Source organism: Arthrobacter sp. JUb115, from assembly GCF_004365035.1.
Classification (GTDB): Bacteria; Actinomycetota; Actinomycetes; order Actinomycetales; family Micrococcaceae; genus Glutamicibacter.
In genome coordinates this window covers 102,086-126,242 of record NZ_SOBS01000009.1, presented here as the reverse complement: position 1 = coordinate 126,242, position 24,157 = coordinate 102,086, and the positions used below count along the sequence as shown (strand labels likewise).

The 24,157-nt window shown below is 53.5% G+C and carries 22 protein-coding genes; 3 read left to right on the top strand and 19 right to left on the bottom strand.

Annotation, left to right across the window (positions count from 1 at the left end; all coding sequences use genetic code 11):
* Positions 1-1,568 precede the first annotated feature (1,568 nt).
* The 15 genes from EDF61_RS15035 to EDF61_RS14965 all read right to left on the bottom strand — a co-directional run bounded on the left by EDF61_RS15035 (position 1,569) and on the right by EDF61_RS14965 (position 17,840).
* Positions 1,569-3,308 carry an ABC-three component system protein gene (locus EDF61_RS15035; protein WP_133834618.1) on the bottom strand — a complete coding sequence of 580 codons (1,740 nt, stop codon included), beginning with the start codon at positions 3,306-3,308 and terminating at the stop codon, positions 1,569-1,571.
* Positions 3,308-3,556: an ABC-three component system middle component 6 gene (locus EDF61_RS19220; protein ID WP_133834617.1), complete on the bottom strand. Its 249-nt coding sequence runs from the start codon at positions 3,554-3,556 to the stop codon at positions 3,308-3,310. Before EDF61_RS19220 ends, EDF61_RS15035 begins: the two co-directional genes overlap by 1 nt.
* A complete protein-coding gene (locus tag EDF61_RS15025) occupies positions 3,553-4,488 on the bottom strand; it encodes an ABC-three component system protein (RefSeq protein WP_133834616.1) in 936 nt (311 codons plus the stop codon). Before EDF61_RS15025 ends, EDF61_RS19220 begins: the two co-directional genes overlap by 4 nt.
* A gap of 756 nt (positions 4,489-5,244) precedes the next feature.
* A complete protein-coding gene (locus EDF61_RS18840; RefSeq protein WP_166650837.1) occupies positions 5,245-5,571 on the bottom strand; it encodes a hypothetical protein in 327 nt (108 codons plus the stop codon).
* Positions 5,572-5,633: 62 nt separating this feature from the next.
* The gene (locus tag EDF61_RS15015; RefSeq protein WP_133834614.1) at positions 5,634-6,260 is read right to left on the bottom strand and encodes a hypothetical protein; all 627 of its coding nucleotides are present in this window, start codon (positions 6,258-6,260) and stop codon (positions 5,634-5,636) included.
* Between the two features lie 430 nt (positions 6,261-6,690).
* A complete protein-coding gene (locus EDF61_RS15010; protein ID WP_133834613.1) occupies positions 6,691-7,233 on the bottom strand; it encodes a dihydrofolate reductase family protein in 543 nt (180 codons plus the stop codon).
* 1,270 nt (positions 7,234-8,503) lie between these two features.
* Complete coding sequence (locus tag EDF61_RS15005) at positions 8,504-9,478, bottom strand: hypothetical protein (protein ID WP_133834612.1); 975 nt, start codon at positions 9,476-9,478, stop codon at positions 8,504-8,506.
* Between the two features lie 258 nt (positions 9,479-9,736).
* The gene (locus EDF61_RS15000; protein ID WP_166650836.1) at positions 9,737-10,861 is read right to left on the bottom strand and encodes an acyltransferase family protein; all 1,125 of its coding nucleotides are present in this window, start codon (positions 10,859-10,861) and stop codon (positions 9,737-9,739) included.
* 171 nt (positions 10,862-11,032) lie between these two features.
* Entirely contained in the window at positions 11,033-12,205 is a 1,173-nt protein-coding gene (locus EDF61_RS14995) for an MFS transporter (protein ID WP_133834610.1), read from the bottom strand.
* Positions 12,206-12,305: 100 nt separating this feature from the next.
* The gene (locus EDF61_RS14990; RefSeq protein ID WP_208294279.1) at positions 12,306-13,085 is read right to left on the bottom strand and encodes an SDR family NAD(P)-dependent oxidoreductase; all 780 of its coding nucleotides are present in this window, start codon (positions 13,083-13,085) and stop codon (positions 12,306-12,308) included.
* A 79-nt stretch (positions 13,086-13,164) separates the two neighbouring features.
* Entirely contained in the window at positions 13,165-13,656 is a 492-nt protein-coding gene (locus tag EDF61_RS14985) for a cupin domain-containing protein (protein WP_133834609.1), read from the bottom strand.
* A gap of 11 nt (positions 13,657-13,667) precedes the next feature.
* Positions 13,668-14,861, bottom strand: coding sequence for an acyl-CoA dehydrogenase family protein (locus tag EDF61_RS14980; protein WP_133834608.1), 1,194 nt, complete (start codon positions 14,859-14,861; stop codon positions 13,668-13,670).
* Positions 14,862-14,969: 108 nt separating this feature from the next.
* Positions 14,970-16,340, bottom strand: a complete 1,371-nt coding sequence (locus EDF61_RS14975; RefSeq protein ID WP_133834607.1) for an FAD-binding oxidoreductase — start codon at positions 16,338-16,340, stop codon at positions 14,970-14,972.
* A complete protein-coding gene (locus EDF61_RS14970; RefSeq protein ID WP_133834606.1) occupies positions 16,337-17,080 on the bottom strand; it encodes a GNAT family N-acetyltransferase in 744 nt (247 codons plus the stop codon). Before EDF61_RS14970 ends, EDF61_RS14975 begins: the two co-directional genes overlap by 4 nt.
* A gap of 154 nt (positions 17,081-17,234) precedes the next feature.
* Entirely contained in the window at positions 17,235-17,840 is a 606-nt protein-coding gene (locus tag EDF61_RS14965) for a TetR/AcrR family transcriptional regulator (protein ID WP_133834605.1), read from the bottom strand.
* Positions 17,841-17,975: 135 nt separating this feature from the next.
* On the opposite strand from EDF61_RS14965, the gene EDF61_RS14960 reads away from it, so the two are divergent.
* Together EDF61_RS14960 and EDF61_RS14955 are read left to right on the top strand one after the other, a co-directional pair.
* Complete coding sequence (locus tag EDF61_RS14960; protein ID WP_166650835.1) at positions 17,976-18,875, top strand: zinc-binding dehydrogenase; 900 nt, start codon at positions 17,976-17,978, stop codon at positions 18,873-18,875.
* A gap of 806 nt (positions 18,876-19,681) precedes the next feature.
* Positions 19,682-20,662, top strand: coding sequence for a hypothetical protein (locus tag EDF61_RS14955; RefSeq protein ID WP_133834603.1), 981 nt, complete (start codon positions 19,682-19,684; stop codon positions 20,660-20,662).
* A 55-nt stretch (positions 20,663-20,717) separates the two neighbouring features.
* Here EDF61_RS14955 and EDF61_RS14950 read toward each other — a convergent pair whose 3' ends face one another.
* Entirely contained in the window at positions 20,718-21,095 is a 378-nt protein-coding gene (locus EDF61_RS14950) for a VOC family protein (RefSeq protein WP_133834602.1), read from the bottom strand.
* A 434-nt stretch (positions 21,096-21,529) separates the two neighbouring features.
* Between EDF61_RS14950 and EDF61_RS19215 the strand changes: the two genes are divergently transcribed.
* A complete protein-coding gene (locus EDF61_RS19215) occupies positions 21,530-22,156 on the top strand; it encodes a helicase associated domain-containing protein (RefSeq protein ID WP_353653991.1) in 627 nt (208 codons plus the stop codon).
* Between the two features lie 148 nt (positions 22,157-22,304).
* Here the strand turns inward: EDF61_RS19215 and EDF61_RS14945 are convergent, their stop codons facing one another.
* From EDF61_RS14945 to EDF61_RS19210, 3 genes are read right to left on the bottom strand one after another with little or no spacing between them, the layout of a single operon-like run.
* On the bottom strand, positions 22,305-23,120 hold the full coding sequence (locus tag EDF61_RS14945) for an SDR family NAD(P)-dependent oxidoreductase (RefSeq protein WP_133834601.1): 816 nt from the start codon (positions 23,118-23,120) through the stop codon (positions 22,305-22,307).
* Entirely contained in the window at positions 23,117-23,719 is a 603-nt protein-coding gene (locus EDF61_RS14940) for a TetR/AcrR family transcriptional regulator (protein ID WP_133834600.1), read from the bottom strand. The genes EDF61_RS14945 and EDF61_RS14940 overlap by 4 nt, the downstream gene beginning before the upstream one ends.
* Positions 23,716-24,132, bottom strand: a complete 417-nt coding sequence (locus EDF61_RS19210) for an AvrD family protein (protein ID WP_353653992.1) — start codon at positions 24,130-24,132, stop codon at positions 23,716-23,718. Before EDF61_RS19210 ends, EDF61_RS14940 begins: the two co-directional genes overlap by 4 nt.
* Between the last annotated feature and the right edge of the window lie 25 nt (positions 24,133-24,157).

The following is a 24,157-nucleotide window of genomic DNA, read 5'->3' as shown; positions in this document are numbered from 1 at the left end:
GAGACCGCAGTTCTCGAAACCACAGCGCTCTAGTTCCGTGTGCACGGCTTGTGCGAGACCTCCACCCGTTATGCTGTGGACATCACCTAAAAGAGGATCATGCGACTGTCGGCCAACCAGTCCCGGCACGGTTTTTTACCCCTGCCTTCAACGATCCGGTGGCGCCCCTGTGGGTAGAAGTTGCCCATGAGGGTGCGAGTTCTGTCCGCATTCAGAAACTACATCAGAACCATCGAAGACAAGCAGTACGCAAGCAGCTGTCACAAGATAGTCGCACTCAAAAAGCGCGGACATCTGCTTACACTTCAAGGACATGCCGCCACGCAAGGACTGCGTTCCGCACAGATCCTGGCGAAGCCCGGTATCCCGAAACGCTGGCCCAGAAAGGGGATTTACTTGGTGGGTGAGCGCATCCCACTGGAGCCTGGATGGCGACCAGCGGACTCCGGCGGCCGGCAACCCCACAAGGGACATGCCACCACTCAAACTAGGGCGCCAGGTCTCGAACTGGCTCCAGCTGAGCATCGATCCCAAACCTGCTCTCCTGTCTCTGGGAACGCGATTCAGAGAATCCGAACTGGGAACATCAATCAGCCCGGACCATCAGCTAACAGGACGCAAGCAGCCAACCGTGCAGAAGACCTCCTGCAGTGCCACCCAGGAAGATGGGCTGCCAGCAGCAGCTGGGCCGCCGCCGGCCCACTTGCACGGACGAAATGTCCCCGTCAGACACCAAGCAGAGAAACACCAGAGCACGTGAACGGCGAGCGCAACCACCCGAGGGAGAACTGAGGAGGAACGTCAGGAGCTGTGGTCAGGGGCGCAGCAATCAGGCGCAGGTCCGGGGGCGCGCCTGTCATATTTGGTGGCGAAATGCACCCTTTTCATTGACAGTATGCACCCCAGCCTGGATGCTTACCAATGAGAGCAGGCCGCCTTGCTAGGCGCGAGTCCTGTCCGTGTTTAGCAACACCAACAGATCCAAAGTGGACGCACGGTGCTTCAGCTGCCGCATGTGGCACCGAACCTCTCACCGCCTGTGCTAATAGCCAGAGCAAACGCCGTCGATGAACCAATACGACGAACAACCATGCCTGGCAAGGTCTGCTCAGCAGACCCAACAGCAACTGGAATCCGGCCCCGGCTAAATAGCGATGCGCTACCGGTTCCTCCCGTTTACTTGTTGCGCAAGCCAGCAAACTCCGGCGGCTGGCAGTTCCACAGGGATATACGGGCAGCTGCCAAGCACAACGGATCCCAGGCAACCCACTGCCAGGCCCCAGGGCAAGACGCAGAACGGGACGACGCGAGAAGGAAGCGGAGGGCGCCGCGGTGGAATAAGAGTGAAAGAGTCAAGACATATGGACGCGGGATACAAAGCCATACAGGGTTCCGAGTCATCGAAGACTCGATGTAGGGGGATAACTTTCGAAACTCGTTGCGCGGTTGTCAAACCCTTTGTACGAACCGATCTGTTTTCACTAAAAGAACGGCGGCGTTGCAGATGACAATTGAACATAAGAGGGTGACCACCTCTAAGTCAGGTTGTCACTTTCGGCATGTGGTGTCTACTCGAAGTGGAAACCGAATAGCCCACCATCTTCGAAGGCATCGGTGAGATGTGGTTCGATTACGGCATTCGATAAAGAATCGTTGTATCGCTCAGCCTTGGCCAGATCGTCACTGTTCATCGTCACGATGTACTGCAGTCCTTCCTCTGCACATACTTTCGACGCTAAGTTGAGCGCTTCGGCGACTTGACGTTCGTCGACGCCGTCGAAGAGGTGGCTGTCGTGTACAAGGAAATCTGGCCCGTGTCCGTTGCGGTGAGCGAGCACAGCGCACGTAAGGTCGAAGCAGAAGATGACCATCTTTCCAATACCCTGGCTGTTTTCACCGCCGATATGCGGCGAGATCCGCAGACTGGTTGAGAGCGCTTCGATATCAACATAGGCCTCCCTTCCTGGCCCGTAAAGGGCTGTTGCGAACCGCTGGAAGAGGATATTAATCTCGGCGATGTGTTGCTCTCGCTCATTCAGGTCACGGTTAATCTCCTGCTGGAGGCGACTCCTCTCGAACTTGATCTCAGCTTGGGTAGCCTCAAGTTGTCTTGCAGTCTCGAAACGACTTGAGATCGTCTGTAGTTCTGAACGCGCAAGAGAAAGTTGCTCTTGCAAGGCGGTAAAAGCGTCGAGCGCGCCACCTTCATGCAATGCTCTTAGCAGACGCGCCTGTTCTTCACCGAGCCGTCCTCGCTCGTCCTGGCGACCATCAAGACGGGTTCTGGTTGCCGCAATTTCTTCCTCTAAGTAAGCCCTTCGATTAGTTAAGACGGAATGATGGAATGACTGGACATCGTCATAGCGGCGCAATACAGCGTCAGGCAATATGATGCCGAGCTCTTGATAGGCTCGCTGAAGATACTCTGCATCTGGCTCATGCTCATCGTGTAGCGCGTCGTTTAGATCTTGCAGATTACGACGATCAGCGGCATCTTCTGTCCGAGCTCGACGAATCCGAGCATCGACTTCGTCTGCTCGCTCCTGTAACAGTTCATACTCTGGGACAACCCGGAACGCAGAGACTTGTTCTTCGAGTTCACGCACTCGAACGATGGCTGCTGCAACTTGCCCCCGAAGTTCCGAAACCGAACCGACAATCAGACCAAAGGCCGGGTCTTTAATCGCCTGCTTTAACTTACGACGGAGTGATTCCCGTCCCGCAAATTCTTGGTAGCTAGCTGCGAGATTCCAGTCCAGCCCGAGTAAGTAGGCAACATTTGTCGTTGCCTCAGTCATCGCCTGCGCCGGAAAAGTTTTAACCGGTTCGTCCATCCCGTGCTGGCTTACCCTGCGGATATACAAGGACATGAGTGCCCTAGCACTGATTCCGGTATGTTCCTCCGGAAATCCAAATAGTCCTCGGCCAATGGCTTCTACCCATTCTGGAACAGCAAGGTAGCCAGAAGCGTGTGCGGGTACCGATTCCAAAGTGACGTTCGGGGTGAGCTCAATACGGCTCTTCTTAATTAATGAACGGGTAACGGTCACCCCATTGTCGGCATTCGGCCAATCGAGCTTTAGCGAAAAAGCGTCGTTGCTCAGTGCTGCATTAGCCATAACTGAATTCGTTAGTGTGCGCATACCGAAGATAAAGTGCAGAATCTCGATAATTGAAGACTTCCCTGCACCGTTACGACTGTCGACGTCTCTCGAATGGGCCGTTTTATCCGCAATTAGGATGTTAAGACCTGAGCTGAACGAAATAGATTTGAAACGATCGTCGCTTGATCGCAGTTGCCGAAGCATTAGCTGGTTCCTTTTCGATAGAGCAATCCGTCTTCATAATGCACGGTACCCAGGCTATATAGCAGGTCAAGGGCGAGCACGAACCAAGAGAATGGGATAAGCGCATCGTTCGCGTGTCGGATTCGCCATGCTTTGAAAGCAACCCATACTTGGCTGACAGTCATTGGTTCGGTGAGGACAATTGAAATCTGGGCTCCGACGGTTAGAAGTGCCCGCTGGGGAGCGATACCTTTGGTCGGAGCTATCAATTCTGCACATCCATATTCGCTGGTACCCAGCCGGATGGGACGTTCTCAAATATGTCGCAGCTCTCGAAAAAATAAGCAAGGACCGCAGTTTGGGCACGGTAAGCCGGCGCTGTCGGCATACGATTACCAGCAAGAAATTCTCGGATCCTCAGAAGGACGTCTTCTGGGTCCAGCCCGCTGTTCACAGCAGCACGGTACTCGGAATGGAAACGGCCAGCCACTTCATCACGTTCAGTAATATCGATACGCTGTTGATAATAGTCAGAGATAGTTGACGAATAACGCATCCCCTCACGCAACTCGGCTTGGCTCTCCTCGCTGAGATCGCTGTACCGCAGCTTATACGCAGATACTGTTTCAATTGAGCCTAAGGGCGCGTTGATCAAGCGCTTCTCAGACAAAGCTGCGAGTAGCTCTTCCATCTCCTGCAGTCCGAGCGCAATAGCATGTTGCATCGGCAAGGGGCTTTTGAGTAAAGCTTCGACATCCTGACTATCCTTTTTGCCGAGAAGGTCGCGGAAATGGCGCATACCCATAGTCTCGAATGAGATTCCAGGATGAGCGCTTCGTGCTCTGGCCAGAGCTGCAGAGATCTCTGGGTGTATGCCTCGCACATCGTTGTGGACGAATACAAAAGTCGTGAACTGTCCAGACCGTTTCTTAATTGCACCGGCTAAATCGGAGTTGAACTTCTGGATCGTGGCTGCAGCGTCAACCGTTTCTGGTGCGTAACAAGCATAGAGTTTGTCTCCGTAGAGATCGAGCCCGTCACTTGCGAGGTCACCAATGTTGCCATGCGTACGTACATCAACGAACCCCGGGAAGCATAGCGACATCAAGTCATGGAAAAAGGATTCGAACGCGTTGCCGTGGAGCTCGTGAAGATGAGTCCAAAGCAATCCTCGCATCGAAAGACGCTCGTAGAAGTCCATGCATCCCTCTCGGTGTCGAATCCACGATGATCTCGTAGGAGCTAGTTCCAGTTATTTTCTGGAAGTCTCCATTGTTTATCCATTAAGGATAAATTTACTGTGAACCGTTCCGAAAATCATGGCTGTAAATGACTAACGGCATCATCGAATAACGAGCCGTTGAATTCATCATAATGGAGTTCTTCGAGCTCTACCTGACACCGGTAGCTCAAAGTCAAATACGATCGGGAGGCGTTATACCAATGCCCCCTCGCTGCAGAATAAGAGCCCCCGAACCCCGCAAGCCCAGGGCAGGGGCCGAGGGCACGACGCAGAACAAGCCAACGCAGAGCGGCACGGATGGGCACGGAGCACCCCTGGGGGCAAGACGCAGAACGAGACCACGAGAAAAGGACCAGACGAACACCAGCACGGAACGCAGCGGAACAGGGGGGGTGAAGAAGGCGAGACCTCCCCGGACCGCAACCCCTTCCACCGTCTCAGCACCTGGCGAGCGGTTCAGCAACCCTGAACATGCGCCCACCCAAAGGCGACGCACACGGCAACTTCAACGCGCCAGGTTACATAGCCCACCAGGAACTCAAACAGCAGCATGCAGCTCTTCAGGATGGCGCCAAGCGGCTACGCACGGTATGTCCCCACCAGCCGGCACACAACCAACACCAGACGGCAGGGAAGACCGGCAAACGCAACCAGCAGGCAGAGCGCAGAGGAAGAAACCGTGTGTCCGCGCACGAGGCTCAGCGGGTGTGTACTTTACTCGAAAAAGCAGGCCTGCATAAACTTCGGAAACAGGGCGAAAAGGCTCGTCACAACGCGAATCTGGGATACAACGACCGCGAGTCGCGCCAGACCACATACCGCTTTTCCACCCATCCACGCTGGAACGAGAGGGTTGAGATTCGGCTTCATAAGCTTCCGCTCTTGGCGCGTAAATGCCGCACCTGTGTGCCTTTCAGTTACTGGGCGGAGTCTTTCAATCAAATCGCAGGCAGCTACAAGGGCGAAAAGTATGCCTTGCTCAGCTGAAGTCAATTTCCCGGAAATGACCTTCGATTCACCATCATCTTCGGCGTCCATCATGGTCAAAAGTCCGCTAATCCATGTCCGCCCGTGAGTTGCAGCAAGGTGATTGCGCTTCCGCGCTATAGCTTGTGTTTCTGTACCTTAGCGCGCGCCCGCGCCCATTTCTGGTCCTGTTGATTCGCCCAGTTTTTGTTCTGTCGTTTCCGTTTATCCTTCCGGGTCTCTCGACACACGTACTTCCGAGCATGGGTGACCTCTGAGGACTTCATGACCACGGGGATCTTCACGAGCTGTTTATAGAACTCGCGTTCGTTGTCTCTTTGATCAATCACAACAAAGCCAAACCCAGCAAGAGCACCGTAGAACAGTGAGAAAAGTGCAGCGCCTGCTAGTCCGAGTGCACCATAGGTCTTGTCAATGGGCCATATGAATTCCAGAATAATGACCCCAAGTACCAGGAACATGACAAAAATGAGAGCAGCGACAAGCATAAACGGAGTGATCTTCTCCAGCATGCTTTTCCTCTGTAGCGAAAACGTGGTCAACCGCAAGCTTTCAGTCATGATTGCCTGCTCAGCAGCTTTATATGCATGCGATGAAGGATCTAGTGTATTTTGGTTCGCTTTCAACGCATCCAAACGAGCGATCACCTGAGAGCTACGGGCCTTGTTTTTGAAGACAACGAGGAATGATGAAACTCCCGCAGTTCCCAGAAGTGCACTGATTATTTCAGGGCTAATATTCATTCAACGGAACATAGCAAACACGGTGTCCACTAAGACAAAATATGACATGATCTCAATAAATCCCCACACGTGAAGTACCGAAGTGGTAATTGCTAAACCAGTCCCACAGGGGACGTATGCCCTCCATTGCAGGTCTTTCCACAGCATAATTTGTATCGATAAGCTCAACTGAGGCTCAAAAATCTGCTCAAAGTGTCCGTATGAGTCGACACGAGATCTGGCACGGCATCGGCGAGCGCAAAGATTGAATGCACCGGGACGTACCACCGGTGGCTAGGACCTCACTCATGGGATACGACGGCCGGATATGCTGACAGGTGGCCGCGTGATGGCATGTCTCCCACAGCGCCTGGTTCTTCAGGCTGCGGTCCAAATCCCATTGGTCATGTGTGGGGCGCTGCGGCCCGCCTGGGATGCGCGGCGGAGGTGCTCAGTGAAGCACCCGGTACGCCAGGTGCACTTCACTTGCGAACGCTGAAGTTTCCACCCGTTCCAGCTCGATATGTTGCCCTAAACCTTCAAACAGGGAAATGCCGCTGCCAAGCAGTACTGGGGCGATATCAAGATGCAGCTCGTCGACCAGTCCCAGAGCTAGGCACTGCCGCGCTATTTTCCCGCCCAGCAAACTGACAAAGCTATCTTGTGCATCCCGTTTGGCGGATTCCACGGCCCCAGCAATATCATCGACCACGAAGGTATAGGTGATGCCGTCTCGTTCCACTGGCTCCGTGGCTGTATGGGTCATCAGATACACCGGAACCTGAAGCATCCCTCCATAAGGGATTTCACCGTCCTCAATCGTCTGCGTTTGATTTGCTCCGCCGACAATAGCTCCGATCTTCCCCATGACCGAGGCAACGACCTCATCATCCTCCGGTGCGGAGGGACGGCCAAACATCCAATCCACACCGCCATCAGCATCGGCAAGGAACCCATCGAGGGTGATAGTGGCATGGACAATCACGGTGGCCATAACTTCGCTCTCTTTCACCAAGGGGTGGGCGGTCAGCAACGCACGGTCAAAAGCCAGCGAGCCGGGCTGCCTTGTTCACTGCCACCCTAAAACACCCTTCGGCGTACTGGATAGCCTCTCTTTGAACCAAGGGTTACTGCGGTGGCGATGTACTCCAGCGTGGTGGTGTGAGCTGACGGCGAGCGCCGGCTGGGAGGAGCCGGACACACCACTAGCGTCAACGCTGGATCATTGCTCATCCTTATGTGCCGGACCCGGATCTGGAAGGCAGGACGTACCGTCGGGTGCCGCAAGCGATCCCTGGACGAAGAAAGACGCCGGCTCATTCTCGCTGCCAGGCGGCCACGTGGTGGTATGTCCCCCACGGGGCCTGGCTGCGCCGGATTCTTGGGGTACAGGAACAGCGGGCCACCATCAGGTGACGCGCTGTAGGAGGCGTGCAGGCCACTCGAAACCTGCAAGGAAAAGAATAGCGTTCGCTCATACGACATGGGAAAAGTGCACAGTGAGCCATCAGTCAACGCACCAGCTGAAAAGCCCCAGGAATCCTGAGTGAGTCTAGAGCTCCGGGCAGGGGTGTGTTTAGACTGTGAGCGTGTGGTTTGACCGAACCCCACCCTACCCAGGCAAAGGGGGAAGGGGTGGCGTTCCTCTTTTAAGTTCCACTTGCGTCCGCCGAGATGAAAACCAGGCCCATGGCATCATGACAGCGTCGCAATGCTTTCCCTGCACTAGTCGGGCACCAGATGAGGCCGAGGGCTAAACGATCAACGACTAGCCGCGGCACCCGCGTACCTAGAGCGCGAACAGGCTCCCTGTTGAGTGCCGAGGCAGGCGGATGGTTCGGCAGTCACCGCTATTTGAACGCTGAGTGCAAATAAGATGCCGCGGTACACGGTGAGCACCCAGGGAACAAAGTGCAGTGGTTGTCATGGCGGGACGTCCCTCCAGTGGGACAGAGTCCAGGCAGGTGATGGGTTGCATGGTCTTCTCTTGCCTCGGCCGAAGGAACCCAAGGGTCGTACCGCTTACCGCCCCCCGGGCTGGGCCCTTGTGAAAGGTGCCGGCGGCCGCGCTGCGGCAGCCCGCCCCGGTGGTTTGTCCCCGGGCGGGCTGCCGCACTGCTCAAGACGAAACCAGGTGGTCCCGTTCTAGGTCCGTCGGGCTTCAATGAGATGTCGTGACGAGTGCGCAATCAACGGCTGGCCACCACGCATCAAAGCATCCAGCTGTCACTGAAGCCGGTCCTAAGCCGCGAGGTAAACAAAGGTCAGGTTCCAGCCCGCTCACATTCAATATGCTCGATCTGAAGTTCCGCCCATCTCTTTTCGACTTCAGATTTTCGATAAATGTAATTAGCCACGGCAGCCCGAGGGTTCCAGTCGCGTGTCCACGAAGTTTCTTTCTTTCTGGAAAGGAAAATAGCGAATGTAGGCAGCAAACCCGTGAGACTGCAAGTGATTCCCACTAAGGGAGCAGAAACATACGCCAGCCCTACACCAATCGCGGCAAGCGCGGCTAGGTAAAACAATAGGAGAACTAAGGCCAGCAACTTATCCCAGACGGAAGTTTTCATCATCCAGGATATAACGGTGTGAAAATTGGTCACAGCACAGAATCCACCGATTACTGCGTAAAATGCGTAAATTCCTAGGGCCGCAGAAAAGGACACTGGGTGATAAAATACCATGGTTAATGAGGCTAAGACAAAGCTCAATGCTAGAGGAGGTAGTAAAAATACCTTCCACGCAGCAAACCGTGATCTACTACGAAAAATTTCAAGGTTCACTTGTGCTTTACTTAGCTTCGTTCGCGCTAGCTTCAATTGTACTCTTGGATCGTTAACTGCATAGTTACCTAGCGTTATCGACAATAAGATCAGAGCAGTATAAGCAGGTATAACGACTAGCATTTTAGCCGCCTTATCCGCTTCTCCGACTGAGGCGACTGAGGAAAGTACAATTGCAGGGAACGTACACGCGATAATTAAAGTAGAAAATACGCCTAAGGTCCTACTTGTTTGCCATGCTCTATCGCCAGTCCCTCTAATTTGTCCAGTGACACTCACTACAAAGAAACCCAACAGGATCGTTAGGTAGAATCCGCAAACCCATCCAATCTCTTCTAGTATCGAATCCCCGAGGGCACGTACAACTCGATGAAATTCATCCAACCCACTACCCACGGGAAGCGTACATTGGATCGCCGCAAAAGAGAGCACTAATATTACGATCGAAACTGTCATTATTTCACTGAGAGTCTCGCTTAGAGGTCGTGTCGGCCATTGGCCGTAATGAGTTACCCTTGCTTTTCTCACAAACTTGTTCACCTAACTTATTTTCAATTCATTTAAATAATGGCAGACAGAGCACACTTATCGATATATAAGCCGGGTGCCTCACCTTAAATTTTCAGATAGAAAATCTTGATTATTTATCGTTCCTTTCGAGGTAGCGCTGATTTCATAGTGCTCACCAGAGCCGGAGTGTCTGCCGCTGATCCCTCACTTTGTTGCCATCGGCCTACGAGAAACTGACGAATCAAGCGTTTCACGGCGGCCGAATGCTTCAACAAGAGGCCGTTCAATCAAGAAATACAAAATCCATGCAACAGCTACAGCGATCACGAATGCGGTCAGCGCTAGGGTAATGATTTCGGAAATGCCCTTCAGACCGTCAGATGACTTCGACCATTTGGCGACCAATTCAAGTACTGGGTAATGCACCAGATAGAACCCGAAGGACAGCTCCCCTAAAAGCATCAGCCAGCGAGGCGCATCAGTTCCACGCGCATAGGTGCGGCTTAGTGAAGCGGAAAGTATCAGCCACGCGCTCGGGATCACCAATATGGCCCGATGTGACCACAACGTCGGTGCATACAAGCAAAGAATGTATGCACAGATCAGACAAACGAGTGCTGGAAGAATTGGAGCTCTTTTGATCCACCCTGATCTGACGGCTATTGCAAGGCAGCCTCCGAGCACAAACTCTGGAAGTCGAAATAGCGGAGATACATAGGCAATCCAGTAACCGAAGCTCTTGACGTTCGGATCTAATGGCATCGCTACTCCAGTATTGAAATAGGTTGCAAGCAGCACGATGCCAGCGATCGCAATCAGTGCTCCAACGGCCAACACAGTTGCCCTCATCCGAGTTCTACATTTATGCATCAAAGGTGCGATGAAAAGCGGGAAAAGAGCATAGAAGAAGGCCTCGACGCATAGTGACCATCCAGGTGCGTTGAGCCCAAGCGCGGTTGCTGGGTGTGTGAACCACGCTTCACTCATGACCAGATATCCGGGAAGCAGATGTAACCGATCTGGGTTAATCATGACGGCCAGGATCCCGGAGAGCCAGTACAACGGCAGGATTTTGACGAAACGGCGCCGCCAAAAACTACGAACTCTATCACCGGGTTTATGGGACCAACTGATCACAAAACCACTGAGGATAAAGAAGAAAGTCACTCCCAAGCCGCCAGCTGGGTCTGCTAGCCAGCGTAAGGTCGAATGGGATTCGACCTCAGATGAGAGCAAACCGATCTGAGGGAGAGTCACGTGGAAGATGAAGACCACAAGGGCCGCGGGGAACCTGAGAACAGTCAGCATCTGCAGACGTGGTGCGTCCACTGGGCTAGGGGGTTGCATGAGATTTCGTTGCTCTATTCATTTGTGAAGGTGCGATGCTGGAGAATGGCCAGCTTGATGAGACATGCCATATTGAAAGGCCAGTGCAGACACTGGCCTTTCAATATGTTTTGAGTTGCAAGATTGTCGATGGCGCTCACGCCGTGGTTTGAGCTATTCCGCCATAACGGCTTCGACCAGCTCTTGTTTCTTGGTTCGAGTCTGCGCAGCCAACACCAGTGCAGCAAGGACGACGAGCACGGCCCCTGTCCACATTGCGATGGCCGGGTCATCGCCAAACATTCCAATGGTCACAGCGCTGACCGCTGAGCCCAGCGTGACACCTGCCGAAATTACGGCAGTGTGGATAGTGCTGACCATCGTGCCTGCACCACCAACTTCTGCCACACGAGTTACCAGAGCCGGGTTCATCGTGACTCCGACGAAGCCAACGACGATCACCATAATCAGAACGACCGGCTGGACGTATCCGAATGCGGCAAGCGCGGCGAGCGCGATGAATAGCAGGGCGTGGCCGATCCGGAGAACTGCGATGGCGTGCTTGTCTGCGAATTTCCCGACGATCATGTTGCCGATGTATGAGCACACACCGTAGGCAAGAAGGATGATGGTGGTGGCGTTTGTGCTGAATCCTGCGCTGGTCTCTAGCAATGGCGTGAAGTATGAGAAGGAAGCGTAGGCAGCACCAACGGTAAGCAGGCTGACCAGGTATCGTGCCCAGAGTCGTGGCATTCGCAGGTTTCGTAGATCTTGTGCAGCTGCTTCCTGTGCTGGGGCTTCGCGTTTAGGTAGGACGGCGAGGCTTGCGACGAAGAGTGCAAAGGTGAGGATGCCTAGGACGTAGAAGCTGGACTGCCAGCCCCAGCGGTCTGCGATGAAATGCGATAGTGGCAGCCCTAGGACGGTGCCGACCATGATGCCGCCGAGCACGATTGAGATCGATTCTCCGATTTTCTGCGGGCTTGGGGCGAGGAGGGCGGCGTAGGTGACGGATAAGCCGAATGATGCGCCAGCTAGTGCTCCGGTGACGATGCGTACCATGGCGACCCACCAGTATTCATCGACTAGGGGAACGAGTACCTGCATGACTGCGTAAAGGGCCACGATGGTTAGTAGGGCGCCTTTGGGTGGGCTGTGTCGTAGGAAGTAGGCAAAGAGGGGTCCGCCGACGGCCATGCCTGCTGCGAACATGGAGACGAGCATGCCGATCTGGCCTGTTGATACTCCAAGGTCTTCGGACATGGCTGGCATCATGCCGGCGACTTGGAGTTCGCTCATGACGGTCACCATGATGGTGACCATGAGCAAGTAGAGGTGCTTTTTCATAGGAGTTTCTTCCTTGAGAGCTTGGATCTTGTTGGTTGTTCGAACAATTTTGGATTACATTATCCAGAAATTGGGTATGCGTAATCGTTGTTGTTCTGGATCAGGCGTTCGTTCCGCCGTCGACAGCAAGTGTCGCTCCAGTGATGTAGGAAGCTTCTTCGCTGGCGATGAATACTGCAGCACGTGCAACGTCGTCCGGAACACCATATTCTCCAAAGACCGTAGTGGAGCGTTGGTAGTCTGAGGCTGGTCCGTCTGCAGGGTTCATTTCTGTATCGATTGATCCGGGCGCAATTTCGTTGACGCGGATTCCGAGTTCTCCCAGGTCTCTTGCGAGTCCACGGGTGAATCCAGTGATGGCAGCTTTGCTGGTGGCATAAGAGGTGAGTCCTCTGCTGGGCACTCGATTTCCAAGGCAGCTGCCGATGTTTACGACTGATCCCTTGGGACTGATGTGTGGTGCAGCTGCTTGTGTAACCAGAAATGGTCCGATGACGTTGGTGGTGATCGTGCGTTTAAGCGTTTCGGGAGATATCGACAGGAAGGCTGGCGCGCTCATGTCGGCGTATCCTGCGTTGTTGACCAGGACGTCAATCTTTCCACCCAGGATGCCCACGGCCTGCTGGATTGCTGGGGCGATCGTTTGTTCTTGTTCGAGGTCTAAATGTATGGCGGAAGTTGGCAAGTTGGTTTCGGCGGTGATGCGTCGTGCCGTTTCTTGTGCGGCTTCTTGGTTGCTGCGGTATGTGAAGGCTACTTCGTATCCAGAGTTAGCGAATTGCTGGGCGATGGCTGCGCCGATCCCTCGGCTACCTCCAGTGATTAGGGCCGTCTTCCGTTTCGAAGTTTTAGTTGTCTGTTGTGCAGACTCGATGGTCAATGTACTTTTTCTCCGTTTGCACTTGGGTTTTCAATGGTCGATGCCGTGGTGTTCTTTACGTGTTGCACCACCATTGTGGTTAGGCGGGTTGCAATCCGTGGCGCAGTCCGACCTCAGCGGCTCGGAGGTTGTCTGCTTCGGTAGCGACTGGGATCGGTAGTGCAGGTTCAGCCTTGGTTCCGGCTTCTTTGAAGAACTGTTCGGTGCCTGATGGGGTGAAGAGAAACTGCAAGTGAGCTGGTGTCGCTGTGTGGTTGTAGAACCTGTGGACGGTTCCGGCGGGAATCACAGCAACATCGCCCGTGTGAACTTCTTGGCCTTCTTCGTAGAGGTAAAGAGTGACGGAACCGTCCAGGACTGTGATGATTTCCAAGGCATCAACATGGATGTGCGGTGGTGGGCCCCCACCAGGTGGTACCCACGCGTCTGTGAGGGAGATGGCTCCACCTGTCGCTTCACCGGGGACTGTCAGGGTGTAGACATCGCTGCTTAGCCAAACTTGTTCGGCTTCTGCGAATCTGAGAATTTGCGCTTTGGGCGTGTCGGGGTTGGTTTGTTTTCTCTGGTTCATTTTGGTCTTTCCTACAGGAATGGTCCTGCAGTTTTTCCGCCAAGAATGCGGTTCCCTGCAAGTTCTAGTAGTGATTGTTGGGCTACGGCATGCTGGCACATCACGTGCAGGTCACTTAAGCGAGCGCCGAGATCGCCGGCGGAGACGTAAACCGCCTGGGCGCCGAGCAAGTCACCTGCTTTCATGACCAGATCTCGTGATCCCTGGAATGCGCGCTGACGAATGGCTGCAGAGGCTACGAGGATCGAGTCTTGATCAGCTTGGGTGTGAGGGTTTTGCTGATACACGTCCCAGGCTGTTGCCAAGCTGCTGTAGACACTTGCTCGTAGTGACAGTAGGTCAGCGGTGAGATTTCCGATGGAATGTAGAACGCGATCGTTTGGTTTCTCGCCCTCTTTGAGGAGAGCTGCGACTTTCTTCTGGACACCGGCGACAACTGCGCTGAGTCCGCCCACAGCTACACCGAGAGGGATTCCTGCCATTTTGCGCAGAATGGCATCGTGGGGACGATGCATTGGGCCGTCGAGTTTCGGTTCGTGCAGGGAAAAGGTTCTCTCGGTAGGGATGATGAGACCCTCTGCGCTGTAATGCTGACTACCTGATCCTTGGAGCCCCCAAGTGTCCCAAGTCTGCTCAACCTTGACTGATTGTTTGTCGAGTACTGCAATGCGCCAGGTCCATTCGCTGGAGTCGTGGGCGAAGTATCGAACTCCCCCGAGCAACACGTCAGCATGGTCGATGCCTGAGCCGAATTGCCAGCGACCGTTTACTTGGCAAGTCCCGTTTCCGAGATCGACGGCCGTACCTTGAGGATGAATCCAGCCGGCACTAATCAGTCCGGATGTGGGGAACACTTCTTCGCTCACGGAGGATGGTAGGAAACCTCGGTAGATTCCTGAGTCCATGCCAATCATCACGCACCAGGCTAAACTGCCGTCGATCGTGCCTAGCTCTTCTAAGACTCGCGCTTGGGCTGCCGAGGTTAGTCCGCGGCCGCCTTGTTCCGTGCTGAGCGCGAGGTCGAAGAGTCCGCCGGTGCGCAGTAGTTCTACGCAGCTGTCAGGCAAGCGTCCGCCTTGTCGGGCTTTCACGCCGTGGTCTTGCAGTTCTAGACGGTGTTCCTGGACCCATTCCAGGACGTCCCATACGCGATCCTCTTCGGCAAAGAAGTAATCGTCTTGCTGTTGCAGCATTGTTTGCAACATCTGCTCTCCTGTCTTGTTGGCCCTACAGGGTGGACCTAGTACTTAGTGGTGTTGCAGGCACTTCTGTATGCCCCAGCTCAAAGGTTGGTGGCGGTTTGAGCCGGTTCGTTATTCTGCTCCGGCGGTAACGTAACGATTACTTGCAAAAACTCGGGTCGGGTCAATCACTCGACTAATCCTTTGTGCAAGGAGAGCGTCAATGCTCCGGCCTTGATCGGCATAGTCTTCTCTGGTGTGCCCTGTATCAACTCGGTAGGGTGCGTATCCTGAGTCGACGAGCTTGGAAACCATCCGGTCAAATACTTGGTGGGCGTCATTGGAACCGGTCTCGTCACGCTGGAATGAGAGCGCTACGACCAGGTCCACGGTGTCGTGGTCAAGTACGTTCACGGTAGTTCCGGCTCTTACGTTTGTTCCGACGATGCTTTGTCGGACAATTTCGATAGCTTTGACGACATCTCGACCATGCATGGGTAGGAAGGGCAAAGCGAAGATCCAGCCGGTCCCGTGTTTATCGGCGCCTTGTGTTGATGCGTTAAGTGCGTTGCGTACGATGGTTTCGCTATTGCTGGTGTCACCGTCGTACAAGCTGATGACAGCGGACATGAGCGGGTCATCATTGACTTTTGAGGCCGGCACTCGTTGTGGTTGGATGCTTCCGAGGCGCCGCCAAAGTTCTGAGATTTTGGCTTCTGCGATCTGCTCAGGACCATCAATGCACGCGTGAATGGCAATCCTTGCTTCACGGGCTCCGTAAAGTGAACTTGATTCTTCGTCGTAGATCTTTGTGACGCCGCTGAGAATTCCGTCTCCAACTAGGGTGCGTAGTTGGTCGACTACCGTTTCCATTGTTCCGGGGTCGACGGTGAAGGTCACGATCTCGCGGCGGGAAGGACGTGGTCGAAGGCTAATGGTCGCGGCGGTGACTACCGCAAAGTTTGATTGTGTAAATAGGTGAAGCGACGAAGGGCCCAGTCCCCAACGATTCGCCGCGAGCGATCCCACGTTAGGCCACCACCCAACTGTGCCAGCGGTGCCATCAGGTAGAACGACTTCAACTCCTAGTAGATCGTGCGTTCGTTGGCCGTGAAGGCCGACTCCGCGATCCATCATGTTTCCAACAATTGAAGTTTGGCCCGAGGAGGCAGTGCAGTTGAGAAAACGTGATGTTCCTTGAAGCTCAGCACTGAGCTGATCCTGTGTAACGCCAGCTTCTACAACGGCGAATCCTCGCTCAAGGTCAATGATCCTGATCTTGTTGAGTCGATGTAGATGTACAAGATCAGTATTTGGTGTGGGGCTCGATGCTGAACCGAGTCCCCAGTTATATCCGCTGGAGACGACGCGTAGCGGGAGGTTGATGCTCGCGTTGTGTGCTTTGAGCAGTTCTTGGACTGCGGCGACATTTTCTGGCTCGAAGACTGTGCCTGGTTGAACTGCAGGAAACTCGCTGACGTTCATTCCTTGGAGGCGGTTCATGCGGACTGCCCCCACTCACGGTTACGGTCTGATTTGATCGCGACATATGAGTGTTCATCGTCAAAGGTTGCATCCGGGGTGATCAAACGTGCCCGACGAACCGATTCCAAAGAGTAACCAGCTTTAATTGCAGTGCGTACAGAAGCGGAATTTGCTGGTTTGATTCCAAGCTCAATCCTTTGAATTCCTGCAGATTCAAAGGCCCAGTTGGTAAATACTTTGAGCGCACGCGCGGCATAGCCCTGCCCACGATGATTTGGCATCGTGGCATATCCGACGTCAAGAACTCCTGGTGGGACGAGTCGACGTATGGACAGCTTCGCGACGGGTGGACCGTCCATCTCAGTGCGAGCGATGAGGAGCGATGTATCCCCAAGTCTCCAGCCTAGGTAAGCTTCTGCAACAAGAGTTTGAATCGTCGCGTCTGATGCAGCGGGGAAGAGCGCGTGTTGGCGTGTTCCTTCGTCCATTTCATTCGCGCATAAGTCAATGCAATCAGTGACTCGTGGGTGCGTGAGCACAAGCCCCTGGCCGCGGATACAACCGTCTTTCAGGACCGGGAAAAACATCTTAGGTTGCTGGCTTATCTGCTGACCTTCTGATGGAGCTTCCCATCGCGAGTTGCCCAGATGTGTCCACCCTTCGCCAATCAGCCGTTCCACCTCCTGGCAGTCGCCCATTGTCACAATCCGAACATTGGGCTCGATGCGATACTCAAGGGCTCGGTGATCTAGAGCCATCTTGTTTCCTCCCTAGGTGAGTTTTCCTAATTTGCCCTGACAGCTTCGAAAGGTCGTTGTGGAGCTGTTGGTTTTGGACAGGGCAGTACTTTCATTCTGTATTTGAAAATACAGAATGAAAGTACAGTTTTGAAAAGGTGTGATGATCAGAAAATTAGTGAATTAGTACGGAATCCAGGCTGGCCTTGGCGACACGCTCAATTAGATCAGGCTCAGCTCCTGCTCCTGCCGTTACCCTCATTCCAGATATAGCGGTAATCACCAGCATTGCCACATCTTCTGGCGACATCCCCGGGGTAACACTGCCATCCGATTGGCCGATCGTTGCCGCATGGACCATGTGCTCTAGGCGCCGCTCAAGGTCGCGATCCAAGATATCTTGGATGCGCCCGTCCCGCGCGCGAAGAGTTGGGGACATGTAGGATTGCACGATCATGCAGCCTGCCGCGCGCCCCCCCGAAAACGCTGCACGCTCTTCATCCACAGCCATCTCCACGACCCGACGAAGCCGGGTCCCTCCATCGAGGTTAACGTCAGTCAGAACTGTCGCATGCGCTTCAGCCATAACCTCCGTGTAGCGTTCTAGTGCTTGAATGAAAAGCTCGTCTTTCGACACGAACGCGTTGTAAAGACTGCTGCGACGAACGCCTGCAGCTTCACACAATTGGTCGGTCGATGTTTCCTCAAAACCGTTGATACGAAACTCCTTGATAGCAGCATCAAGGGCGGCAGTGGTGTCAAAAGAGCGCGGTCTAGCCATGGGAGGAGCGTATCATGTTTTGGACTACAATATCCAATATAAGGTTCATCTCCAGGCGTCACACTCCTCAAGACCCCACCTATCGTTCACTTAGGACACATGTCATGCGTCCTGTCACCCGGAAGAGGTTTTACTTTGAAGGCACTTGTTCTCGCAGCCGATGGACTCGAGTTAGCTACCATCCCTGAACCCACACGCGAAACCCCAGATGCAGTACTCGTGGAAGTTACCCTTATATCCCTCAATCGAGGAGAGACTTCTCTACCTTGGCGCTCAGGTCAAGTTGCTGGCTGGGACGCATTCGGCACTGTTATTGAAACAAGCTCTGATGGACAGGGCCCTCCGGTCGGTTCCACCGTGACCACGTGGGGCTATTCAGGAGCCTGGGCACAACAACGGGTCGTCTCACGCCATGATCTGGCAGTCGTTGCCGGGAATATCGATCCTTATGCCGCGGCAGCACTTCCCGCAGCTGGAGTATCCGCCCTACATGCAGTAAAAACAGCCCAAATAGTCAAAGGCACACGGCTAGCCATAGTGGGCGGAACTGGCGGTGTCGGGCATCTGGCAACCCAACTAGCAGCAAGTCTCGGCGCCATCGTCACAGTCGTAACCAGAGACCCCATTTCCGCCTCAGCAGCACACACAAAATCAGCAAACTGGAACATCAATTTCACCTCTGTAGAAGACATCAATCCCTCCGCTGAGTTTGACGCCATCATTGACACTGTCGGAGGCACACCACTATCGCTTCTGACCGAACATCTGGCGCGAAGAGGCCGCGTCCTGCTCGTTGGTGCTGCAGGCGGTGAAAAGACAACCCTTGACACTTCTCAGCTCATCAAACGAAAAGCCAGCATGCACAGTCTCGACGTCCCCACACCTCTTGGAAATGACTTATCAGACTTACTCACACTCGTTTCAGAAGAGAAAATACGACTCACAGCTTCCGACGGCGGTAGCTGGGTCCGGTTAATTGACGAACCAGCTTCTCAACTCATGGGCATGGGAAAAAGCGTGTTCCACGTCAACTAATACTCAACGGAGCACGCCAGCATTCTCAAGCACACAAATCCCCGGCGAAGCGCTGATCTCCAATACTGCCCTGACCAAGCGGGGCATGCAGCATCCTGCAGGGACCGTGAGCATCATGAGCACTAAAATTCCTGTCGACTACACGGTCGTCGGTTCATACACACCGCTCGTTACTTGAGCTGCCGTGCACGGCAAACGACCGCCCACCGGCTCAACACACAACCCGGGGTCAAATACCCCGGAACGAACCTGCAAGTTGAAGAAACCAACAGAAGCAGCAGCCATGTCCGGCAAGGTCCGCTCAACCACCCCAACCCACCACAATCAGCAACCCCATGAATCCGAAACCGACTGAATAAGGGTGCGTTACCCGGACCATACGGCCTGACCCATCGCGCTGGCCAGCATTGCTAGCAGCCGGCACCCCAAAATGGGGACATACCGCCAGCCGGACCCAGGGACGCCGGGCCTCAGACCGGACCCCAAACAACCCCTTCCATCGTCACCGCAACTGGCGAGAAACTCAGCAACTGGCGAGCGGTTCAACAACCAAGAATGTGCGCCCGCCCAAACTAGACGCGCACAGCAGCTTCAACGCACCAGATTACTTAGCCCACAAGAACCCAAACAGCACGCAGCAGCAAGAAGGCCTTCAGGATGGCGCCAAGAGGCTACGCACGGTATGTCCCCACCAGACAGCAAAAACCAACCGAGTGCTTGTTCGATAACACCCCAATCTTCATGAAGATCTGCATCAGACGGGAGATTATTGAATGGCAGGTCCAATTTGCGTGAAGGAGTCATAAATGAGTGCAGCAGATGATGAGTTTCTTGGCGTCGGTCTATTTACTGAGATCAGGACTCTCCAACGGGGGACTGTCGCAGAGCCTCAACCAATAACGAAATTCGCTGCTAAGAATGTGGAAGATCATGCACGTTCTAACGACGGCACCACTCATGATGCTGTGGACCGTGATTATATGATCTTTTCGGATAGCTCAGGTTTCATGACTGCGCCGCATTCGCACGTTGAAGCTTATCGACGCTATTGGGCTATTCAATCTTTCGATGATGATGGACAAACTATCCGTTGGGTGGAGAGTCGGCAGAAAGATTTCATGACACCGCTTAACGTGTCTCGAAAGGAGCTCAATGCAATTTGTAGAGAGCGACCTGTGACGTTCAAGGGTTTACGTTGTCCAAGGTGTAATGAGCCGGTTCGGATTCATAGTCGCAGAGAAGCAGTAGACGCGATCTGTTCTCCGAGTGGTTATTGCGGAAGTTGTTGGCGTAGTTACTGGGATGAACTAGTGCAGAGAAACGACCGTGAACGCGATGAGAGGATGCTTGAATCGCAGAAACAGGAACGCAAGCTTCGCCGAGTTTTCGAAAGCATTTCTTGCGAAGATTCACACCTTTCGGAGTGCCTGAAGCTTTTAAGCACTTCTGCTCTAGAGCTCTATCTAGACCTGAAGCAAAAGTCTGATAATCCTGAACAAGGATTCTATCGAGAAGAGCTTCCAGGTCATTCTGTGTATCTGATTAATCCGTGGCTTGAAAGACCGCAGGACGCCACTTACCAAGATCGTGGCCCTGATCTGTTTTCGCTATCCAGACACAGGCTGATTGAGCCCGAACAACTGAATGGGTTCGTTACTTTGACTCAACATGGCCTGATAGATCCCACAGGGCTGCCCCACGTCGCTTGGGTTGTGCACAACGCGCCAGATGGCTTTCCAGTTGAAGAAGAAGTTCAGAGGCTCCTACGAGAAGTTCAGGGGAATTAGCTTGGACATTGCATTCGCTTTCCTGAAAACATCCCCTCGTTGATATGTAGCCGAGCTACGACTGGGGCAGCTCAGCTTCGCTTCTCTCGATGCAGAATTCGTTACCTTCTGGGTCTCGCAGAGTAACCCACCCTCGCCCGTCAGAAGAGCGGTGATCCGCATAGATCGTTGCACCCAATTGGATGGCTCTTTCTACTTCTGCATCTCGGTAACGTTCTGTGGGCTGCCAATCGATGTGCACTCGATTCTTGACTGTTTTGCCTTCCTGCACGCGGATAAACAGTAGCCCAGGCAGGGGATGAGGGGCCTCTACCAAAACTTCTGGATCTCCAGGCGCGTCAATGTCGGAGACGGGCCAGCCGGTCATACGACTCCAAAAGGTCGCAAGAAGATAGGGATCAGCGCAGTCAATGGTCAAATGGCGAAACCTCATGGTCGCTCTCTCCTCCTCCAAGCGGGCGGCTACAGCCCAGCTCTTCCGTTACCTTTCAAGAGCCTTTTACTCTGCCACGTCGAGAATAAGAAGCATAGGCCTTAGGTGACGAATCTAGGATCCGAAACGTTTCGGGTTCACTGCGAATAGTTGCGCCAGCTTACTCAGATATGAAACGGTAGAAGCTGTGAGTTGATTGCCGTAATTTTGGGTTTCATCTCATGATTTATGCGCATTCCCCCCAAGATAGTGCATGAATCAGTTGCTTGGCAGTCCCCCAAGATGCCAAGCAATAGTATCTGGATATTTACTACCTCAAGGTGTTCTGGATGCGACCAATGTAGGGATGCTTTGCACCAGCGACGCATCCCTACTTTTATGCGCATTATGCGAAATCCCTAGGACGTTAAATATGAAAGACGTAGCGTAGTTCCATGGTTGGGTGGGACGTTTCAAGGCATCCTGAATGGGACATGATGTACGCTGCAGGACTCACCGTGCGTGAGATCTCTACCTGGTGTCACCAGACCTACAGCACCGTACATCTACATTTGCAGGTCCGAGAGAAGTACTCCCCCGGGCTCCGTGCACGCCATGAAGCCGCACTCGCTGATCGCGGCCCAAGTATCCCAAGCACGAAATGGCGGAACCGGCTTGCGGCAGTTGTCGACTTCTACCAAGCGCACGATCGGATGCCTGCGGCGAATGATGAGCCCGTGGAGCAGTCTATGCACTTATGGCTTTGCTCGCAGAGACGCGCTTTTGAACGAGGAATCATGCCCCTTTCGAAAAAGGTACTGCTCGAAGCGTTGCCTGGTTGGGATCAGAACTCACATCAGCAGCAGCTGGACCAGCTATGGAATTCCCACCTGCAAGCTTTCCAAGACTTCGTTGATACTCGTGGGCAGATGCCCAGATACAGGAATTATTCTTCGGAATTTGAGCACCAGTTAGGTGTGTGGCTGCATAACCAGCACCAGCGTAGATCTCAGGGGAACCTGGTGACTTGGCGGCTTAAAGCTTTGAACGCCGCGGCGCCTGACTGGCAAAGCCGTGCGTAATCAGCTACTCGTATTGCCATACAGGAACTATTCAAAGGCTTTATACGCGGCCTCTTCGTGAACGACGTGCTGCTAAATCACTCGGAAGCCGCCAAAGATTGCTCAGCAAGCGGCAACGAGCTGTCGAATCGCCACAGTGGCAGCTTTGTTAATACTGCCGATCCACATGAGATTTTTGCCGGAGTGAGATTCGTTCTTTTGCATGGCGATAGCCGAGAGTGCTGCCACCACTCACATCTAAAGTTGTACCTGTTGTCCGAGATGACCGCTGAGATATTAAGAAAAGCACTGCTTCAGCAACAGTTTCAGGGCTCGAAACATCCCCGAGTACAGCATGAGATTCCATATGTTTTCTCACTACAGGATCTGAGAAAAGTTCGTGCCCGTTATCAGTGAATCCTGGGATCACTGCATTGACCCTGATCCCTTTCCGTGCCAAAGCTTCAGCGGCATGGAAGGTCATTGATTCAAGAGCGGCCTTGCTCATCGAGTACACGATGTCGCCTGGACTCGAGAAGTGTGCTCCTGCCGAAGAGAAATTGACAACAGAACTCCCAGGGGCCATTAACCGGGCGAGTTGTTGGGTTAAAAAGAATGGTGCTCTTACATTGACTGCTACATAATTATCGAAGGACTTTTCAGTAGCGGTTTCAAATGATGGGCCGAGCAGCAGCGCTGCGCAATTGACTAAACCCCTAAGTTGCACTTGTGGGTCTTCCAACAGGTACGAGACTCTTGTGACGATGTCACGCACAGACGACGACTGGATAAGGTCGCACTTGAATGTATCGCATCGTGCACCTAGAGAAAGAATTTCAGATCGCAGATTCCTGATTTGAGGTTCACGAGAATGAAAGGCGCAAAAAAGATCGTACCCTTCTGAGGCCAGTCGAAGGGCTACGGATCTCCCAATTCCTCCGCTCGCTCCTGTAAGCACCACTAAAGGCCTTGCTTCGTCGGTCATGCGTTCTTGCCGCCCTCGTGATATTCATTTTGATGTGATCGAACAGCAAGTGCCACTGTCATCTCAAGAAGTTCTGGTGCGTCTTCCCAGCGACCGGTGAACTCCAACAAATCTTTCGTCCCCAGGCCGGCTGCGGTAATTAGCCACGCAAGCTCATCGATATTGGAATCGTTTCGGATTTCACCTGAGCTTTGGGCATCTATTAATGCAGAACTGACAAATCCTTGCCAAGTGCGAAACGGGTTGATATTCCGTTCGGGAAAATATCTGTGGGATTCGGCTGCAATCCTGATTCCGGCGCGGACAATGACATCGTTGGCGAGGTTTTCTCCCACAAGCCTGAAGGCTAATTGCAACCGGTTCAACGGTGTCGAAGCTTGAAACAATGCTTGGCGTTGAGCGGTTCGCATACTGTTTCCCTCATAGGTCAGTATTGCCGTTCCTATGGAGTGCATCGATTCGAAGACTCTGGAGAGTTCGTCTCCTTGAAGCCCTGCTTGTTGAGTGAGCGTTGACAAAGAGACTGCTGAGTAGGGCTGAGTAGCCAGTACTCCAGCGCATGCTTTCAGAACGGAAGCTGGTACGTTCTCGTGCTTCATGCGCTCTCCTCGTAGGCTAGGTCTGCACGCAATAGAGCACCAGAGCTTGTGACTGCTTCTACAGCTATATCTCGAATTTTCCGCCCTGCCCTTTGGAAGTATTTATCACGAACTATGGTCATTGCACTTGTCATTGATTGGTCGAGTGGCTGAGGCCTGCTGCTCGTGCTCAACGAGACACTCCTCATCCATAGGGTTCCGGAACGTCCCGCCTGATATCTAAGCTCTAGTAGTGCTTGTGAAAGCTGTCCCATCAGCACCAAATAGTCGACCGCTGTAAGACTTGGCCAATATGCCGATTCGATCCCTTTAGGGAGAATCCGGTTGTAGTCAGGGCGCAATTGAAACTGATGTTCGGCCTGTAGTGTCGCTGCAGTTTCGTTATAACTAATCAGCTGCGTCTCTGGAAGCATCGCCCGGTAGCAATCATCATAAACG

Coding starts and splice junctions, on each gene's coding strand:
- EDF61_RS15035 (WP_133834618.1), bottom strand. CDS start 3,308: ATGCTTCGGCAACTGCGATCAAGCGACGATCGTTTCAAATCTATTTCG.
- EDF61_RS15025 (WP_133834616.1), bottom strand. CDS start 4,488: ATGGACTTCTACGAGCGTCTTTCGATGCGAGGATTGCTTTGGACTCAT.
- EDF61_RS18840 (WP_166650837.1), bottom strand. CDS start 5,571: ATGATGGACGCCGAAGATGATGGTGAATCGAAGGTCATTTCCGGGAAA.
- EDF61_RS15015 (WP_133834614.1), bottom strand. CDS start 6,260: ATGAATATTAGCCCTGAAATAATCAGTGCACTTCTGGGAACTGCGGGA.
- EDF61_RS15010 (WP_133834613.1), bottom strand. CDS start 7,233: ATGGCCACCGTGATTGTCCATGCCACTATCACCCTCGATGGGTTCCTT.
- EDF61_RS15005 (WP_133834612.1), bottom strand. CDS start 9,478: ATGACAGTTTCGATCGTAATATTAGTGCTCTCTTTTGCGGCGATCCAA.
- EDF61_RS14995 (WP_133834610.1), bottom strand. CDS start 12,205: ATGAAAAAGCACCTCTACTTGCTCATGGTCACCATCATGGTGACCGTC.
- EDF61_RS14985 (WP_133834609.1), bottom strand. CDS start 13,656: ATGAACCAGAGAAAACAAACCAACCCCGACACGCCCAAAGCGCAAATT.
- EDF61_RS14980 (WP_133834608.1), bottom strand. CDS start 14,861: ATGTTGCAAACAATGCTGCAACAGCAAGACGATTACTTCTTTGCCGAA.
- EDF61_RS14975 (WP_133834607.1), bottom strand. CDS start 16,340: ATGAACCGCCTCCAAGGAATGAACGTCAGCGAGTTTCCTGCAGTTCAA.
- EDF61_RS14970 (WP_133834606.1), bottom strand. CDS start 17,080: ATGGCTCTAGATCACCGAGCCCTTGAGTATCGCATCGAGCCCAATGTT.
- EDF61_RS14965 (WP_133834605.1), bottom strand. CDS start 17,840: ATGGCTAGACCGCGCTCTTTTGACACCACTGCCGCCCTTGATGCTGCT.
- EDF61_RS14955 (WP_133834603.1), top strand. CDS start 19,682: ATGAGTGCAGCAGATGATGAGTTTCTTGGCGTCGGTCTATTTACTGAG.
- EDF61_RS14950 (WP_133834602.1), bottom strand. CDS start 21,095: ATGAGGTTTCGCCATTTGACCATTGACTGCGCTGATCCCTATCTTCTT.
- EDF61_RS19215 (WP_353653991.1), top strand. CDS start 21,530: ATGGTTGGGTGGGACGTTTCAAGGCATCCTGAATGGGACATGATGTAC.
- EDF61_RS14945 (WP_133834601.1), bottom strand. CDS start 23,120: ATGACCGACGAAGCAAGGCCTTTAGTGGTGCTTACAGGAGCGAGCGGA.
- EDF61_RS14940 (WP_133834600.1), bottom strand. CDS start 23,719: ATGAAGCACGAGAACGTACCAGCTTCCGTTCTGAAAGCATGCGCTGGA.
- EDF61_RS19210 (WP_353653992.1), bottom strand. CDS start 24,132: ATGCTTCCAGAGACGCAGCTGATTAGTTATAACGAAACTGCAGCGACA.